Below are 16,988 nucleotides of genomic sequence, written 5' to 3' on the forward strand. Positions count from 1 at the left end.
GGGATATGTCTCAAGAATTGCCGATCACGATACTGCATATAGATGACAATGAAACCAATCGCTACATTATTGGTCGTATGCTTAGAGAAGCCGGTTTTGAAGCTATAGAAGCGGCTACAGCAACAATTGGGCTTCAACTCGTTACACAGGATCAACCCGATTTAGTTATTTTAGATATAAAACTGCCGGATATTAGCGGTTTTGAGGTGTGCCAAAAAATTAAATCTAATCCAGAAACGGCCTTAATTCCAGTGCTTCATTTATCGGCTAGTTTTGTGGAAAGTCAAGATAGAGCTAAAGGATTAAATGGGGGTGCAGATGCTTATCTTGTTCAACCGGTTGAAGCTATTGAATTAATTGCTACTGTTAAAGCTTTGTTGAGAATTCGAGAGGCTGAAGAAGCCGCCTTAACATCAGCTAGAGAATGGCAAATTACCTTTGATACTATTCGTGATGGAGTGGGGTTATTGGATAGTAAAGGCAATTTTGTTCGATGTAATAAGGCGATGACAAAGCTTCTCGATCAGCCAGTTCATGAACTGATTGGAAATTCGCATCAAGACATTTTACATTTAATATTAAATGAATCTTACATGACTCCCTTTATTCGTGCTAAAGAAACGCTTCAACGGGAGAGTATTGAAATTGAATCGAAAAACAAATGGTATAATATAATAATAGACCCCATTCTTAATCAGCATCGAGTTTTAACCGGTGCGGTATTTATTATTGTTGACATTACTGAGCGGAAGCAAATAGAAAAAGAACGGGAAATTCTTTATGAAGAATCTCAACGAGCTAATCGAATTAAAGATGAATTTTTAGCCATTCTTTCCCATGAATTACGTTCTCCTCTCAATCCTATTTTAGGTTGGGCAAGTCTCCTGAAAACCAGTAAATTTAATGCTGATACAATCAAACATGGATTGGAAATTATTGAGCGCAATGCCAATCTTCAGACTAGATTAATCGAAGATTTACTCGATGTTTCTCGCATTTTACGAGGCAAACTAATTTTAAATACTTATCCAGTTGAGTTGCCATCAATTATTGCCTCAGCTTTAGAAATAGTGCAGTTATCAGCTAAGGCTAAATCAATAGAAATTGAAACAAAAATTGATGCTAATGTAGGTGCTGTTCAGGCAGACCCTAGCCGCCTGCAACAAGTCATTTGGAATTTACTCTCGAATGCCATTAAATTTACACCATCAGGGGGGAAAGTAACGATTTATTTAGAAAGGATTGACAAATATGCCCAAATAACTATTAGTGATACCGGAAAAGGGATATCTAAAGAGTTTTTGCCTTACGTATTTGACTATTTTCGCCAAGCTGATAGCACGACAACTCGTAAATTTGGTGGGTTAGGATTAGGATTAGCCATTGTCCATCATTTAGTAGAATTGCATGGGGGCACTGTGCAAGCACAAAGCGCCGGAGAAGGACAGGGAGCCTCTTTTATTGTGCGGCTTCCCGTGATAGCTCCCCAAAGTACGACTTATAAAGAGAATAAAATCTCGACTCAAACCTTAAGTTTGCAAGGGCTAAAAGTCTTAGTGGTGGATGATGAAGCCGATATGCGAGACTTTCTTCGTTTTGCCCTTCAACAGTACGGTGCTGACGTAATTGCGGTAGCTGATGCCAATCAAGCGCTATTGGCTTTAATTGATAAACACCCTGATATTTTGTTGAGTGATATTGGAATGCCCGGTATGGATGGCTATATGTTTATACGTCAAGTTAGAAAATTGGAGCCAACCCAAGGCGGACAAATTCCGGCCATTGCTTTAACGGCTTATGCTGGAGATATTAATGAACAGCAAGCCCTTAAAGCTGGTTTTCAAAAGCACATTTCTAAGCCAGTAGAGCCATATATTTTAGTTAAAGAAATTTTTAACCTACGGTCTTGAATAAACTTATTGAAATATCAATTAAACCCCTTTAAACCCGTCATCCATTTCCATCCAGCGCCCAATATTAAATCGCAGAGGTTTAAAAGAAGCGCGGCGCACATTTGCCAATAAACTTAAACAAATCCCCAGTATAATAATACTTCCTCCCACATATTGGGCCTTTGTCGGCACTTCACCTAAAATGAGAAAGGCCATCATAATTGCCACAATCGGATTAATAGAACTGGTGAGGTTAATTAAGGCCGGCGAAGCACCTCTATAACCTCGTAGGGCACAAATTTGACCCGCGACAACAATAATTGCTCCATAGAATAACATCCATTGCCAGAGAAGCGGCGAGAAAACATCGATAAAATGCTCAGGTCCATAAAGATAATTCGCTAAAATAAAGAAAACAACCGCTCCTAACGCTGTGCGCGTCACACTAAAAATCCCCACCGGGATGTGATCTAACCACGCTTGACTCATTAAGGTTGCGGCAACAGAAATTAGAGAAGCCGCTATGGTTTCTAATTCTCCGATTCCCAGTTTAATCGCCCCGCCCATCATCACCACCCCATTATCAGGATTCCCTAACAAAACAGTCGTGACAATTCCGGCAAAAGAGACTAAAGACCCCAAAATGGTCCAGAATTTAACCCGTGCCTTCAAGACCCAAATACTTAAAATTAACGTTACAGTGGGTTCTAAGCGGCTAATTAGCACCACATTGGTCACATTAGTTTGATCCAACGCACTAAAAAATAAAGCCGGCGCAAGGGCACCGCTAATAATCGCTACAATAATTAAACTAATCCATTCCTGGCGGCTAAAGCGTTTCAGGGTATTAATATGCCACTCACGGGCAAAAAACAACAGCATCACCGCCAAAGCGCAAATATTCCCCACAAAAAGCACATTGCACAGAGAAATAGGGTTTCTGCCGTTGATTAAATGTTGTTCTCCGATTTGAGTTACTTGACGAGTAATGGAGCTAGAAGCGGCTTTAATGAGCAGTGCTGCCCATAGATAGGCAGAACTCGGAATTTTATCCCAAATAGTTATCAACGGGTTCTGAGAGGTTTTCATTGACTAACGGTTATAGCAGTAGTTTTTGAGGGAAGGGGCAAATTTTTCCTTTTCCCTGTATCAGGGCATGAGCATCTTCCTATGCAAGAGGCCTACTGTTATTGTCCGTCAGAGTTACTCGAGTTTGAATGAGAGGAGAGTAAATTCTCAGTAAAAACAGATCAGGGCTTTTCTCAGCATTTTTTGGGTTCAGGTTCAGCTATCTCTCAGGATGTCAACTAAGCGATCTTAGATGATCTCTCGAAGCACAATAAAATAATTTAATGATCTTTTCTTGATACACTGATAGATGTATAAAAGTAACTTTAGGAAGTCTTAACATGGAAAGCGTTGCTTACATTTTAATTCTAACCATGGCTCTAGCGGTGCTATTTTTTGCGATCGCCTTTCGTGAGCCGCCTCGGATTGAAAAATAACCAAAGGTTATCACATCTGCTTCAATAGACTAATTCTAGTCTTGCGAGCCGTTAGAGTCTATCTAGTTTAAACCAAACAGCGTAGATAGATAACCGGCTCGGCTTTTTGCATTTGAGCAATTTTACAGCCCTCATTATTCAAAATAGAGAGAGTTATGCAATGTCCTTACTGTCAATACACCAGTAGCCGAGTTTTAGAATCTCGTTCCACAGAAGCCGGTCACAGTATTCGTCGTCGTCGAGAATGCTTGCAGTGTAAACATCGATTTACGACCTACGAGCGTATTGAATTTGTTCCCATTACAGTGATTAAAAAAAATGGTAGCAAAGAATCCTTTGATCGTTCCAAATTATTGCGGGGAATTGTGCGAGCTTGCGAAAAAACCGAGATTCCTGCTCAACGATTGGATAATATAGTCGATGAAATAGAAGCCACTTTACAACAGAGTCCTCGGCGAGAAATTACCAGTCAAGAAATTGGGCAATTCGTTTTAAAAAACCTACGAGAACTCAATGAAGTCGCCTATATTCGCTTTGCCTCTGTTTATGGAGAATTTAAAGGCATTACAGACTTTGTAGAAACCCTCAAACGACTGCAACAAGAAGAACGCGATGGCGACGAGCCGCCGGATTGGCCACAACAACCAATAGAACTTAGTTTGATGGAAGCATCCGATCAAGTGATGACCCCTTCTTAAGCCTTGGAAAAATACTCTATATTTCAGACAGGGTATAAACAAGCCACCCCCAAAGATCACCTCGGTTAAAGAAACTGACCGGGTAACATAAGGGCTGTCAATGGGCCAAAAAAAATGATACAATTGTTGCGCCAGCCCCATAATAGTAAGTTATAATTAAAAGTCTGTATCCTGAAACTAGATTGATGACACTATACTCAATCTCATATTTATCGTCCTCAAAGCATTAGCCTGAGAGGGAAAGAGGTCTAACAGTTTGCCCATTGGGGAAAGTCCAGGAATGGTATTTCTCCAAAAAAAAGAAAACTGTTACAACAACAGGAGGCTTATATTCTTTAAGGAGATTACCAACTAGGAAACAAAACGTACATGACGACTACTAAAAACTTATCAACTAAAACTATTGGATTTACTCACGAGGATTTTGAAAAACTCCTCGATCAATATGACTATCACTTTAGTCCTGGGGACATCGTTGCCGGGACAGTGTTTAGCATGGAGCCGAGGGGGGCACTGATTGATATTGGGGCTAAAACAGCAGCTTATATCCCGATTCAAGAAATGTCAATCAACCGGGTTGATGATCCCAGCGAAGTTCTTCAACCCAATGAAACCCGAGAATTTTTCATTCTGACAGATGAGAATGAAGATGGACAGTTAACCCTATCCATCCGCCGCATAGAGTATATGCGAGCTTGGGAAAGAGTGCGTCAGTTACAAACCGAAGACGCGACCGTTCGTTCTAGTGTATTTGCCACTAACCGAGGTGGGGCACTGGTGAGGATAGAAGGGTTAAGAGGCTTTATTCCGGGTTCTCATATCAGCACTCGGGAAGCCAAAGAAGATTTAGTTGGTCAAGACCTGCCCTTGAAATTCCTAGAGGTAGATGAAGATCGCAATCGTCTTGTATTAAGTCATCGTCGTGCTTTAGTAGAACGCAAGATGAACGGCTTAGAAGTCGGTCAGGTGGTGATCGGTTCAGTACGGGGAATCAAGCCCTATGGGGCGTTCATTGACATCGGCGGTGTCAGTGGATTGTTGCACATCTCGGAAATTTCTCATGATCATATTGACACCCCTCATAGTGTCTTTAATGTTAATGATGAATTGAAAGTCATGATTATTGACTTGGATGCAGAAAGAGGGCGTATTTCTTTATCTACCAAACAGCTTGAGCCTGAAGCCGGAGATATGCTGAAAAACCGGGATGCAGTGTTTGAAAAAGCTGAAGAAATGGCGGCTAAATATCGAGAAAAACTGCGGGCAGAAGCAGAAGGGAAACCTCTTGAGGCTGAGATAGAAGCTCCTCCAGCCTTAGAAGAAGAAGATTTAGCCATCGCGGCGGCAGAGGAATAATTGACGAAATATATTTAACCGTTATCTAAATTTCCCCCGAAAATGCGCGAGTGTCACTAGAGGGGATTTGGGGAGAAATCAGCCAAACAATCCAGCACAAGAGGGACCAACCCCTCTTTTTTTTACCGACTAAAAGATTAGCCAAAAATTATGGTCAGTATTATTTGTCAAAACCGAGAATTTTCTCAGATTCAAGCCATTATTTTTGACAAGGATGGAACCCTAGAAAATTCGGAAAATCATCTTCTTGAACTGGGAATTAAAAGAGCGCGTTTAATTGATGCCCAAATCCCAGGAATTGAGGCACCTTTATTAATGGCTTTTGGCATAACTGAAAATAAATTAGACCCCACAGGATTAATGGCAGTGGGAAGCCGCTATGAAAATCAAATCGCGGCGGCGGCTTACATTGCAGAAACTGGACGCAGTTGGTTTGAGTCTTTAACCCTTGCTGAGAAAGCTTTTGCCCTTGCCGACAACTATAGAGCGAGCCGCCTCACCTCTCCTTTATTTAGCGGATGTTTAGAAGTATTAAAAGAACTCGCCGCAGCCGGACTGAAATTAGGGATACTTTCGGCTGACTCCACAGCAAATGTTAAAAATTTTATCGAACATCATCAGTTATCTAATTACATACAATTGGCCATGGGAGCCACTCCAGGATTAAATAAACCCTCACCCGATTTATTTATTCAAGCTTGTCAAAAATTAGCAGTAGAACCCCAATTTACCCTAATGGTAGGAGACGCTCAAGTAGACTTGGAAATGGCAAGACTGGCTAAAGCCGCCGGTGTGATCGGAATTTGCTGGAATAACCCACAAGCGACTCATTTAAAACAAGCTGATGTATTGATAACCAGACTGGAGCAAATTCAGATAGTCAAATGAGGGTTTTAACCTGTATGATTATAGATTAATTAATCATAATATATGTTGTTTCATTATTGACGAGAGGGTTGAAAAATTGACTAGACGTTATTTATTTACTTCTGAATCGGTGACTGAAGGACATCCTGATAAAATCTGTGATCAAATTTCAGACACCATCTTAGATGCCTTACTGTCGCAAGACGAATATAGCCGCGTAGCCGCCGAAGTAGTTGTAAACACGGGTTTGGTTCTCATTACAGGTGAGATTACCTCTAAGGCCCAAGTGAACTTTGTCGATTTAGCCCGCAAAAAAATTGCGGAAATTGGCTATACAGATTCCACCAATGGATTCTCAGCTAATAGTTGTTCTATATTAGTAGCTTTAGACGAACAATCCCCCGATATTTCCCAAGGGGTAACAAAAGCTCAAGAAAAACGGGAAAAATTGAGCGACGATGAACTCGATCAGATTGGGGCCGGTGATCAGGGGTTAATGTTTGGTTACGCTTGTAATGAAACCCCAGAATTTATGCCCATGCCCATCAGTTTAGCCCATCGCATTGCCCGCCGATTGGCAGCCGTCCGTAAAACCGGGGAATTACCCTATTTACGTCCTGATGGAAAAACCCAAGTTTCTGTGATTTATGAAGATGGGAAACCCGTAGGAATAGATACAATTCTAATTTCTACTCAACATACAGAAACGATCGGAGACATTACCGATAACGACGCGGTTCAAAAAACCATTAAAACCGCTCTTTGGGATGCTGTAGTTACCCCCTGTTTTGCCGATATTGATATTAAACCCGATAACAATACCAAATTCTTAGTTAACCCGACCGGAAAATTCGTCATCGGTGGTCCTCAAGGAGATTCAGGTTTAACAGGTCGCAAAATTATTGTAGATACCTATGGCGGCTATTCTCGTCATGGTGGCGGAGCCTTCTCAGGAAAAGACCCCACTAAAGTTGATCGTAGCGCTGCCTATGCTTGCCGTCACGTGGCGAAAAATATCGTCGCTGCCGGATTAGCCGAAAAGTGCGAAGTCCAAGTGAGTTATGCCATTGGGGTAGCTCGTCCTGTAAGTATCATGGTAGAAACCTTCGGTACCGGCAAAGTTTCCGAAGATCAACTTCTGTCTGTGGTTCAACAGATCTTTGAACTTCGTCCGGCTGGTATTATTCAGACTTACAATTTGCGCGGTTTACCGGCACAAAGAGGTCGTTTTTATCAAGATGTAGCCGCCTATGGTCACTTTGGGCGCTCAGACTTAGACCTTCCTTGGGAAAAACTTGATCATGTTGAACTCCTAAAAGAAGCTCTCAGTGAGCCGGCTATTCATGTTGCTGTTGGGTAAAATCCAGAAATGAGCGAAAGGGTGGAGCCGAAAACTCCGCCCTCAGAAAACTATTTAGGGTACAATGAGTGAAAGTAATTGCGATTTGAGATCAACTAACTATTATGTTTGTGAAGTCTACTACCCGTCATATTCGGATTTACACGGCTGAAATTCAAAACAACGAATTGGTTAAAAGTGATAGTGTTCTTACTTTGGATGTAGATCCTGATAATGAATTTAATTGGGATGAAGACTCTCTGCAAAAGGTTTACCGTAAATTTGACGAATTAGTAGAATCTTATACGGGTGAAGATTTAACCGAGTACAATTTACGTCGTATTGGCTCCGATTTAGAACTGTTTCTGCTGGCTCTATTGCAAAAAGGTGAGATTTCTTACAACCTTAATAGTCGTGTATTAAATTACAGTATGGGACTCCCTCGGGTTGAAAGTCCCGAAACAGAAGGCAATTATAAGCTCTCTTAAGGCCCCTAACCCTGAAGGGTTAGGCTACACGGAACTTCGCCCGCCTGCGCGGGCTATATAATGATTGTTTAGGCTTGGAATGGCTTAATCTTGTTTGGGGTGCGGAACTCGTTCCGCACTAGGGTAGGTTTTTCCAGCTTTGGGGAGAACTGATAATGGTTAATTGATCTCCACTGCCGCTTTTGTAAATGATAAATATAGAGATTAATTATCAGCTACTTAGGAGTGAATAATTGTCGAAAAAGAAATTGCGTAAATTGGTTGAGAGCATTGGTTATCAAATTCAAATCCATCACCAAAAAATTGCCAACGAAGAAGAAAAAGAATCCTCTGATCAAAACTTAATTAACTACAATGAAGTCAAGTAATTAAAATAAAAATTATTATTTATTAATATATTGTTACATTTTTGGGTTAACAACAAACAAAGAATAATTACCTAAAAATTAGATTAAATTGTGGTACAAATTACAGTTTCAGGTGTAAAACTAGAAGAATCTGAAAGAACGGAAGAGAAAAGGAAGAGACACAGTGCAACTACAATCTTATGATCCAGGGGAGTTTTATGACGAACTATTTCTAAATAAGGGACAACCCCGGCCTCATGCCGCATCCCTAATCAAATGGATGCAAGAATTCCCGCCAGAAGACCTCCAGAAGCACCTAGAAACCGCCCAGGTGGCTTTATTTAATTTGGGAGTCACTTTCAATGTTTATAGCGATAATCAAGGCGTAGAGAGAGTATTTCCCTTTGATATTATTCCCCGCATCATTGCAGCCGACGAATGGCAATGGTTAGAAAACGGACTTAAGCAACGAATAACCGCTTTAAATCTTTTTTTAGGCGATATTTATGACCAACAGTTAATCCTTAAAGATGAAAAAATTCCCGCAGAGATCATTAATTCAGCCAAAGGTTTTTTAAGACCCTGTGTGGGAATGAAACCGCCGGGCGGCATTTGGTGTCATATTACCGGAACCGATCTAGTGCGGGACAAAGACGGCCAATGGTATGTTTTAGAAGATAACCTGCGGGTGCCTTCAGGGGTTTCTTATGTATTAGAAAACCGCCGAGTGATGAAAAGTACCTTTCCTGAAATCTTTCAAATCAAAGCCATTAAACCCGTTGACGACTATCCCAGTCATTTATTAGAAACTTTATTAAATTTAGCGCCTAGCAATTTACCTGATCCCACTGTGGTTGTTTTAACACCAGGAATTTACAATTCAGCTTATTTTGAACATTCTTTTTTAGCCCAACAAATGGGAGTAGAATTAGTAGAAGGCCGAGATTTAGTGGTAGTAGATGGCTACTTACAAATGAAAACCACTAAAGGTCTAAGACGGGTAGATGTGGTGTATCGCCGCGTGGATGATGACTTTTTAGATCCTTCTACTTTCCGTTCAGATTCGATGTTAGGGGTATCAGGATTAATGGAAGTTTATCGAGGAGGCCGGGTGGCTTTAGCTAATGCACCCGGAACCGGCGTAGCTGATGATAAAGTTATTTATGCTTTTGTTCCCGATATGATTCGCTATTACTTAGGAGAAGAACCAATTTTATCCAATGTTCCTACTTATTTATGTTGGCGAGAAAAAGACCGAGAATATGTTTTACAAAATTTAGATAAATTAGTCGTTAAAGCCGCTAATGAAGCCGGCGGATACGGAATGTTAGTGGGGATGCAATCTACTCCTGAACAACGCTCTGAATTTGCTCAAAAAATTGTGGCTAACCCCCGCAATTATATTGCTCAACCTACCATCAGTTTATCCCAAGTTCCTACTCTGATTGATGGACAAATAGAAGGCCGCCATGTAGACTTACGTCCTTATGTTCTCCATCGAGGAGATCATATTTATGTCCATCCGGGCGGACTAACCCGAGTGGCCCTGAAAAAAGGCTCTCTAGTGGTTAATTCTTCCCAAGGCGGCGGCAGTAAAGATACTTGGGTTTTGATGGACTAAATAATTATTAGTCATTAGTTATTAGTCATTATTTATTAGTGCTTTAGAAACTTTTATCATTAAACTAAAGATTAATAATTATTGAGCTTTAAATGACAAACTAATGACTATTGATTAATGACCAATGACCAATGACTAATAACTAATGACTAATTATGTTAAGCCGAGTTGCAGATTCTATTTATTGGCTCAATAGATACATTGAACGCGCTGAAAATGTCGCCCGTTTTGTCGATGTTAACTTAAATCTAATGTTGGAATTACCGACGGGAACCCCCCAACAGTGGGAACCTTTGATATTAACAACAGGAGATTTAGCCCACTTTCAAAAACGCTATGGCGAAGTCACAGCAGAAAATGTCATTAAATTTTTAACCTTTGATACCACTTATCCCAATTCTATTATTTCCTGTCTCCAAATTGCCCGAGAAAATGCTCGCTCAATTCGGGAAATTATTTCTTCTGAAATGTGGGGAGAAGTGAATGGTTTTTATTTAATGGTAAAAGAGGCAGCACAACGTCATCCCCAGAATACTTTACCCAGTTTCTTTACTCAAGTTAAATTATCGAGTCATCGTTTTGCCGGCGTAATGGATGCTACTATGACTCATAATGAAGGATGGCACTTTGGACAAATGGGGCGGCTTCAAGAAAGAGCCGATAAAACAGCAAGAATTTTAGATGTAAAATACTTTTATTTATTGCCTTCAGCACAATGGATAGGCACCCCTTTAGATCAAATTCAATGGATTTCTTTATTGCGTTCTGTCAGTGCTTACGAAATGTATCGTAAATGTCAGCGCCGCATTACCCCCACCAGTGTAGCTGAATTTTTGATTCTTAACCGAGAATTTCCTCGTTCAATTCATTTTTGTTTACGAGCAGTAGAACGCTGTTTACACCAAATTACCGGCACACCGATAGGCACTTGGAGTAATCCGGCAGAACGCACTTTAGGACGTTTGTGTTCGGAATTAGGTTATTTGACAATTAATGATGTAATAGACGTAGGTTTACATGAGTTTTTAGACCAAATGCAAAGCCGCATTAATGTGGTAGGAAGCAAAATTGGTGAAACTTTTTTTGGCATTGAACCTGTGTCTAAATCAGCAGAAGTTAGCCAAAGACAGATACAATATGGATAATTGATCAGGGAAAGAAAAGTAAGTGCGATACCACATTCATCATCAAACTATCTACACTTACAATCAGCCGATTATGCTGGGGCCTCATCTGTTGAGGTTATGTCCTCGTTCTGATGGTTGGCAACAATTACAAAAGTTTTCTCTTGTTGTTGATCCTCAACCGGCTGGGATGACTCATATTACTGATTTAGAGGGCAACAATTGCATTCAATTGTGGTTTACTAATGCTACTGAAAAACTGATAATCGATGTTCAGTCTGAAGTGGAAACTTATCAAGTAAACCCTTTTAATTATCTTCTTGAACCATTTACGCTCAATTTACCTTTTGATTATTTTAGTGACCTGTTCAGTCTACTGCAACCTTATTTAGAACCAGTTGCCGCTACTGTTGATCCGGTAGCGATACAATTAGCACAGGAAATTTTACAGCAAGTCAATGGTAATACCTTATCCTTTTTGTCTACTCTCAATCAGCAAATTTATACCCATTGCAAACATTTAATTCGCCACGAGGGACAACCTTGGCCAGCCGGCATCACTTGGACTCAAAAACAGGGCGCTTGCCGCGATTTTGTGGTGTTATTTATGGAGGTTTGCCGCGCGGTTGGGTTGGGGAGTCGGTTTGTGAGTGGGTATCAGGAAGGGGACCTTGATAGTGATCAAAGAGAGTTACACGCTTGGGTGGAAGTTTATCTGCCTGGTGGAGGATGGAGAGGTTATGATCCCACTCATGGGTTAGCGGTAAGTGATCGCCATATTGCTTTAGTTGCGAGTGCAAAACCTCGTTATTGTTCTCCTGTGGTAGGTGCTACTTCTGTGGTTAATTCAGGGGGAGAAAATAGCAAACTCCTTGAGTCTCAATTAGAAGCAAATATTGTTATTAAGCATTTGTAGGGTGCGTCAATGACGCACCTAGATTAGTTTTAGAGTTTGATCTCTTCCCCAACCCCTTTGTTGATCCCCCCCTACTCTCCCTCCCGGGGGGAAGAAAGAAGTCATTATTATCGTGTGTTTATTAGATTTAATCCAAGAATGATAGATTTTAAAAAAATTTGGGCATACTATGATCAGAATCCTTCAATAGGTTTTTAAAGTAGGTTGTTTTTGTTCTCTCTTTTAGATGATAAGGTTAATCAATGCTTCCCTCAGAAATACCTCCAGAAGTTCAAGCATTTTTACTTAAAACTCTTGCTAAAAAAGCTATTTGTCATGTTTTTGGGGTTAACGAGCTTTTTGTTTTTACAGCTAATTTGGCTATCCAGTATATCCGACAGAATGAAGAGTTACAACAAGCGTTATTATCTAATAATAATAATAGTGATGATTGGGAATTAGCTATAGCTAGATGTTTAAATGAGAATCTCAGAAAAGCTAGACTAGAAAAGCTTGAAGAAGACCAACGAAAACGAGATGAATTTTGGCAGCAACGGGATGCTGAACAATATAAAAAAATCTAAACCAAGACATAGAGTCAAGAAAATCAACAGAATTGCTTCCGTCATTTCTGCAATTGATCGTTAAATTCCAAGCTCTTGATCATCATCAGGCAAATATTCAGGGTTCAAAATATCTTCTTTTGCGAAAGGACATTCAAGAGGAAAATCATCTGTACTCATTCCCGTTTCTTTAGAAGCAAGTAACCTAGCATCTTGATAGCATTCCTCGAAAACATTCTCGAAATATACTTTAAGACTAGGGCTTTTTTTGAAAGATTTGTTAATCCTCAAGCAATGCTCAACAAGGGTATACTTCCAACTATTAGAACGCTTTGAAGATTGAAATTTCCATTTCAGAAGGTGCATCAATAAAATTCTTAAATTACTTTCTAAAGCATCTTTTTGACTATTGCTCATCCCCTCAATTTCTTCTATCAAATTATCGTAATCAATTTCGCTAAGTTGGCGTTTTCTCAATAATTGGGCTGTCGTTTCAAGCCACATATTAAAATCAGTATCATAGAGGGTTTTTGATTGAATTGTCATTCTAGATGCCTCATTTATGTTTTTTTCATTCTAGCTTTTCTCCCCCCTTATTAAGGGGGGCTGGGGGGGATCATCCCCTATTAAGGGGGGCTGGGGGGGATCATCCCCTATTAAGGGAGGTTGGGGAGTATCAGATTTAATTTTCCTGAAGAAAAAAAGATTAAAACTGACAAAATCAATTCTCTATATACTCAATTTTTGCCGCTTGTTTAGCCGCCGAATAATCCGAATCACTATTTAACTTTGTCCCAATTTGTAGCGGTTGATTAAAATTCCTTAACGGCTTTATTTCTCCTTGACACAAACTATCTAACAGAGCCTCTCGTATAGTGCTTTCTTGTTCTCTTGAGAGCATCAATTGAAAATATTCAATAACCTGCTCTTGCCGAGTTGAATTTAAGCGATGCTGATGCAAAAGACTACTTAACTTTCGCACCGCCATCAGCCGCTTAAGGGGATCACTATCGGTTAAATCTCTCACCCATAAATCCAACTGAGACTCCTGAAGTTGCTCTTGATAGGTGACAATATGCCAACATAACAAGCCAAAAGTCAACAAAGTGGCCAAACCTTGTAAAATAGTACCAGTCGCCAGCCAACGGTTCTCAGATTCAGCCCAGATCGTAGTGGCGACATAGGTACACAGAGCGGCAAAACCACCGCTCCCCACTGCTACCGTTAATTTACCATCAGAACCTTTTAAAAACTGTTGCCAATCTAACCAGTAGCGTTGCCAGTTCCATCCCTGCATGACATAGACCTGCAACATTAATCCTACACCTGCGCCCGTCGTTAGCACCAGTTTCCAGTTCCAAGCTAACATCAAAGCGAGGGCTAACCCAGTCAATAGCCAACGACTAAGATATCGGTATCGTTTTGCACAAATCGATAAAAGCACTCGGCCTTGACGGCGAATCATAGACGAGTTCAAAATCGAGTAAGGGATCTGTTTCCATCGGAATGACACTTGTGCCACAGAGGTTTTCCCAATTGTGTATGTCTTGATTACTATATCCTGTCTTAGATGCTTTTGAAACACAAACAATATGAAAACTTAAGCATCACCCTACTCGAAACGCGCCTCAATCAAATTAAATCCGCATAATGGCAGATCACAGCGAAAATAGCGGCGAGCGCCGTAATGGCCAAAGCCATGAGGGGATGTTGTCCTTGGCTAACGGCAAATGAAGTTACTACGCCAGCCCCTAAACCCGCCGTTAATGCTGCTCCAATCAGGTCTTTATTGGTGTTTTTGTTGTACATAGAGAGAAATCTAGCTATTCAATAGTGGACAGCAATAAATCAATTCTTTTTAAAATATCCTGAGTTGAAAAAAAATTTGCGTCTTTGCAATCAAGCTTTAAACAACGCTATATTTCTTAACAATTTTGGCAAAGATACTCTAGAGCGATAAATTAGATCAGGTGACCTCAGAACAATCAATTATTTATGTCTAAGACTCATACAGTTGAAATTATTCATCAAGGAACAACCCACACCATAAAAGTTGCTGAAGATCAAACTATTCTTAACGCCGCCCTTGATGCGGGGATAGACTTACCCAAGTCTTGTACTGCCGGAGTTTGCACCACCTGCGCCGGACTCCTACTAGAAGGGACAGTAGAACAGAGTGATGGTATGGGACTGTCCCCCAACTTGCAACAAGAAGGCTATGCTCTGCTATGCGTGGCTTATCCTCGTTCAGATGTCAAAGTGGAGACAGAAAAAGAGGATTCAGTTTATGAGCGTCAATTTGGACAATCTTAAGCCCTAAAAATCGGTTATACCCAATCCGATTAATTACCCCATTATAATCAATGTCTACCTGTAGAGACGTTACATACAACGTCTTTACCATCAAGGATTAGACATTAATTAAATCCAAAGGCTAGGAGGAGTTTAACTGACAATTAAGAGTCATAAAAGCATTGTCAATAAGCACTCCCACGCTTTTAGCTCGCGCAAAAACCATCAGCTATGATAAGCGCAGAAGCATCGCTCATTGCCTCCCTAAACGAGCAAGCCTGAGTATTTCTAGGTTTTTCCCTGGAGTGAATGGGCGAATTTTGTATGGCCTATCCCGTTCCTCTATGAAAAAAACTTGGTTAGCTTTTCTCGCTCTAGCACTCGCTACTTTTTGGTTAATTATCATTGTCCCTTTTGCTTTCCCTCAAAACCCGGCGACAACTAAACCCGCAGAAAATGCTCCCGTTGTTTTTGAGGGTAAAACCCTCTTCGTCATCCAAAACCGCCTCGGACCCAGATCGGCAAAAAAACGAGCGCAAGATATTAGGGAAAAAATTGAACATTTTGCTCAAGATTTCTCAATTTCTGTGGATAATCTCACCGCAGTCTCAGAGGATGAAGAAGGGATCAAATTAACAGTATTGGCTGTAGAAGAAGACATTATAATGCGAATTAGCGACGCTGATGCAGTCCTGGCCAGAAAAACGCGAGCAGAGTTAGCCTATGAGTATCTACAAGCTATTAAAGCGGCTGTTACTCAATATCGACAAGAGCGCAGTTTACGTCATTTGGTTCTTGCTGGTTTTTATACCATCATTTCTACCATTTTTTTCATTACTACCTTGCTGATCCTCAACAATATTTTTCCCGTTATTTATACCAAGTTAGATAACTGGAGAAGTACCTATATTCCAGCCATTAGAATTCAAAGTTTTGAAATCCTTACCGCTAATCAAATTACTAATCTTTTATTAAGCCTAACCCAGATCATCCGTTGGTTTATTGTTTTGGGTATTTTAGCTATTTATATCCCTGCTGTTTTAAGCTTTTTTCCCTGGACAAAACGACTGGCTAACACACTCTTTGAGTATCTTATCCAAGCCTTTGCCACGGCTTGGAGTGGTTTTTTAGGGTATATTCCCAATCTATTGATCATTCTTGTAGTGATATTCCTTACCTATTGTATACTTCGCTTTTTACAACCAATTTTTAATGCTTTAGAACAAGAAACTTTCTCGCTACCGGGCTTTTATCCCGAGTGGGCACAACCGAGTTTTAAAATTTTATCAGTCTTAATTGTCGCCTTAGCCGCCGTTATTGCCGTTCCCTACTTTCCGGGTTTTGACTCACCGGCTTTTCGGGGCATTTCTGTTTTTCTGGGGATTCTTTTTTCTTTAGGCTCTAGCTCGGCTATTGCTAATATATTTGCTGGTACAATTCTGATCTATACTCGGGGTTTTCGGCAAGGCGACCTGGTTAAAATTGGTGATACCGTTGGCCGAGTGATTGAAACTACCTTGTTAGTTACCCGTATTGTTACTTTTAAAAATATCATTGTCAGCATTCCGAATTCCCAAATTCTCACCAGTAACATTGAAAATTATGACCTCTCTCGGCGAGAACTCAATAAGACTTTAATTTTACCCACGAAAGTCTATTTAGGTTACGAGGTTCCCTGGCAAAAAGCTCACAAGGCTTTATGCGAAGCCGCCAAGCGAACGGAAAAAGTCTTAGAATCTCCTGCGCCTTTTGTCCTACAATCGGAACTAAACGAAGTTTATGTCACTTATGAGTTAAATGTTCATGTAGAACCTGACTTAGACATTTTAGAAATCTACTCACAACTCCATCAAAATATTCGAGATACTTGCTCTGAAGCCGAAATCAGAATATTTGCTCCGAGTTATGAAGCTGACCCCACCACTTACCCTTTTAATAGTGAATCTGTAGAATCATCACAAGAAAACTCAAAAATGCTGTAAATTATTATACATGATTCAC

The 16,988-nt window shown here is 40.4% G+C and carries 17 protein-coding genes; 13 read left to right on the plus strand and 4 right to left on the minus strand.

Going from position 1 to position 16,988, the window contains the following annotated elements; translation table 11 throughout:
* The first annotated feature begins 5 nt into the window (after positions 1–5).
* On the plus strand, positions 6–1,910 hold the full coding sequence (locus CYAN7822_RS06150) for a hybrid sensor histidine kinase/response regulator (protein WP_013321373.1): 1,905 nt from the start codon (positions 6–8) through the stop codon (positions 1,908–1,910).
* A 21-nt stretch (positions 1,911–1,931) separates the two neighbouring features.
* Here CYAN7822_RS06150 and CYAN7822_RS06155 read toward each other — a convergent pair whose 3' ends face one another.
* The gene (locus tag CYAN7822_RS06155) at positions 1,932–2,981 is read right to left on the minus strand and encodes a DMT family transporter (RefSeq protein WP_013321374.1); all 1,050 of its coding nucleotides are present in this window, start codon (positions 2,979–2,981) and stop codon (positions 1,932–1,934) included.
* 320 nt (positions 2,982–3,301) lie between these two features.
* Between CYAN7822_RS06155 and CYAN7822_RS06160 the strand changes: the two genes are divergently transcribed.
* From CYAN7822_RS06160 to CYAN7822_RS06205, 10 genes are all read left to right on the plus strand, one after another.
* On the plus strand, positions 3,302–3,397 hold the full coding sequence (locus CYAN7822_RS06160; RefSeq protein ID WP_013321375.1) for a photosystem II reaction center protein T: 96 nt from the start codon (positions 3,302–3,304) through the stop codon (positions 3,395–3,397).
* A 155-nt stretch (positions 3,398–3,552) separates the two neighbouring features.
* Positions 3,553–4,095, plus strand: coding sequence for a transcriptional regulator NrdR (nrdR, locus tag CYAN7822_RS06165; protein WP_013321376.1), 543 nt, complete (start codon positions 3,553–3,555; stop codon positions 4,093–4,095).
* Between the two features lie 369 nt (positions 4,096–4,464).
* Positions 4,465–5,451, plus strand: a complete 987-nt coding sequence (locus CYAN7822_RS06170) for a 30S ribosomal protein S1 (RefSeq protein WP_013321377.1) — start codon at positions 4,465–4,467, stop codon at positions 5,449–5,451.
* Between the two features lie 150 nt (positions 5,452–5,601).
* Complete coding sequence (locus tag CYAN7822_RS06175; RefSeq protein WP_013321378.1) at positions 5,602–6,339, plus strand: HAD family hydrolase; 738 nt, start codon at positions 5,602–5,604, stop codon at positions 6,337–6,339.
* Positions 6,340–6,415: 76 nt separating this feature from the next.
* Positions 6,416–7,678 (plus strand): methionine adenosyltransferase, encoded by a 1,263-nt coding sequence (gene metK, locus CYAN7822_RS06180; protein ID WP_013321379.1) that lies wholly within the window; start codon positions 6,416–6,418, stop codon positions 7,676–7,678.
* A 104-nt stretch (positions 7,679–7,782) separates the two neighbouring features.
* The gene (gene ndhM, locus CYAN7822_RS06185; protein ID WP_013321380.1) at positions 7,783–8,145 is read left to right on the plus strand and encodes an NAD(P)H-quinone oxidoreductase subunit M; all 363 of its coding nucleotides are present in this window, start codon (positions 7,783–7,785) and stop codon (positions 8,143–8,145) included.
* A 531-nt stretch (positions 8,146–8,676) separates the two neighbouring features.
* Positions 8,677–10,113, plus strand: coding sequence for a circularly permuted type 2 ATP-grasp protein (locus tag CYAN7822_RS06190; protein WP_013321381.1), 1,437 nt, complete (start codon positions 8,677–8,679; stop codon positions 10,111–10,113).
* Between the two features lie 155 nt (positions 10,114–10,268).
* A complete protein-coding gene (locus tag CYAN7822_RS06195; protein ID WP_013321382.1) occupies positions 10,269–11,258 on the plus strand; it encodes an alpha-E domain-containing protein in 990 nt (329 codons plus the stop codon).
* 22 nt (positions 11,259–11,280) lie between these two features.
* On the plus strand, positions 11,281–12,153 hold the full coding sequence (locus CYAN7822_RS06200) for a transglutaminase family protein (RefSeq protein WP_013321383.1): 873 nt from the start codon (positions 11,281–11,283) through the stop codon (positions 12,151–12,153).
* Between the two features lie 242 nt (positions 12,154–12,395).
* Entirely contained in the window at positions 12,396–12,716 is a 321-nt protein-coding gene (locus CYAN7822_RS06205; protein WP_013321384.1) for a hypothetical protein, read from the plus strand.
* A gap of 60 nt (positions 12,717–12,776) precedes the next feature.
* Here CYAN7822_RS06205 and CYAN7822_RS06210 read toward each other — a convergent pair whose 3' ends face one another.
* The 3 genes from CYAN7822_RS06210 to CYAN7822_RS38600 all read right to left on the minus strand — a co-directional run bounded on the left by CYAN7822_RS06210 (position 12,777) and on the right by CYAN7822_RS38600 (position 14,504).
* Complete coding sequence (locus CYAN7822_RS06210; RefSeq protein WP_013321385.1) at positions 12,777–13,241, minus strand: DUF29 domain-containing protein; 465 nt, start codon at positions 13,239–13,241, stop codon at positions 12,777–12,779.
* Positions 13,242–13,416: 175 nt separating this feature from the next.
* Positions 13,417–14,160, minus strand: a complete 744-nt coding sequence (locus CYAN7822_RS06215; protein ID WP_245602702.1) for an ATP synthase subunit I — start codon at positions 14,158–14,160, stop codon at positions 13,417–13,419.
* Positions 14,161–14,327: 167 nt separating this feature from the next.
* Positions 14,328–14,504: a hypothetical protein gene (locus CYAN7822_RS38600; protein ID WP_013321387.1), complete on the minus strand. Its 177-nt coding sequence runs from the start codon at positions 14,502–14,504 to the stop codon at positions 14,328–14,330.
* 186 nt (positions 14,505–14,690) lie between these two features.
* Here CYAN7822_RS38600 and CYAN7822_RS06220 point away from each other — a divergent pair, with 186 nt between their 5' ends.
* Entirely contained in the window at positions 14,691–15,008 is a 318-nt protein-coding gene (locus CYAN7822_RS06220; RefSeq protein ID WP_013321388.1) for a 2Fe-2S iron-sulfur cluster-binding protein, read from the plus strand.
* A gap of 161 nt (positions 15,009–15,169) precedes the next feature.
* Positions 15,170–16,969 (plus strand): mechanosensitive ion channel family protein, encoded by a 1,800-nt coding sequence (locus tag CYAN7822_RS06225; protein WP_157871788.1) that lies wholly within the window; start codon positions 15,170–15,172, stop codon positions 16,967–16,969.
* Positions 16,970–16,988: the final 19 nt, after the last annotated feature.

Origin of the sequence: Gloeothece verrucosa PCC 7822 (assembly GCF_000147335.1) — a bacterium.
GTDB classification, from domain to species: domain Bacteria; phylum Cyanobacteriota; class Cyanobacteriia; order Cyanobacteriales; family Microcystaceae; genus Gloeothece; species Gloeothece verrucosa.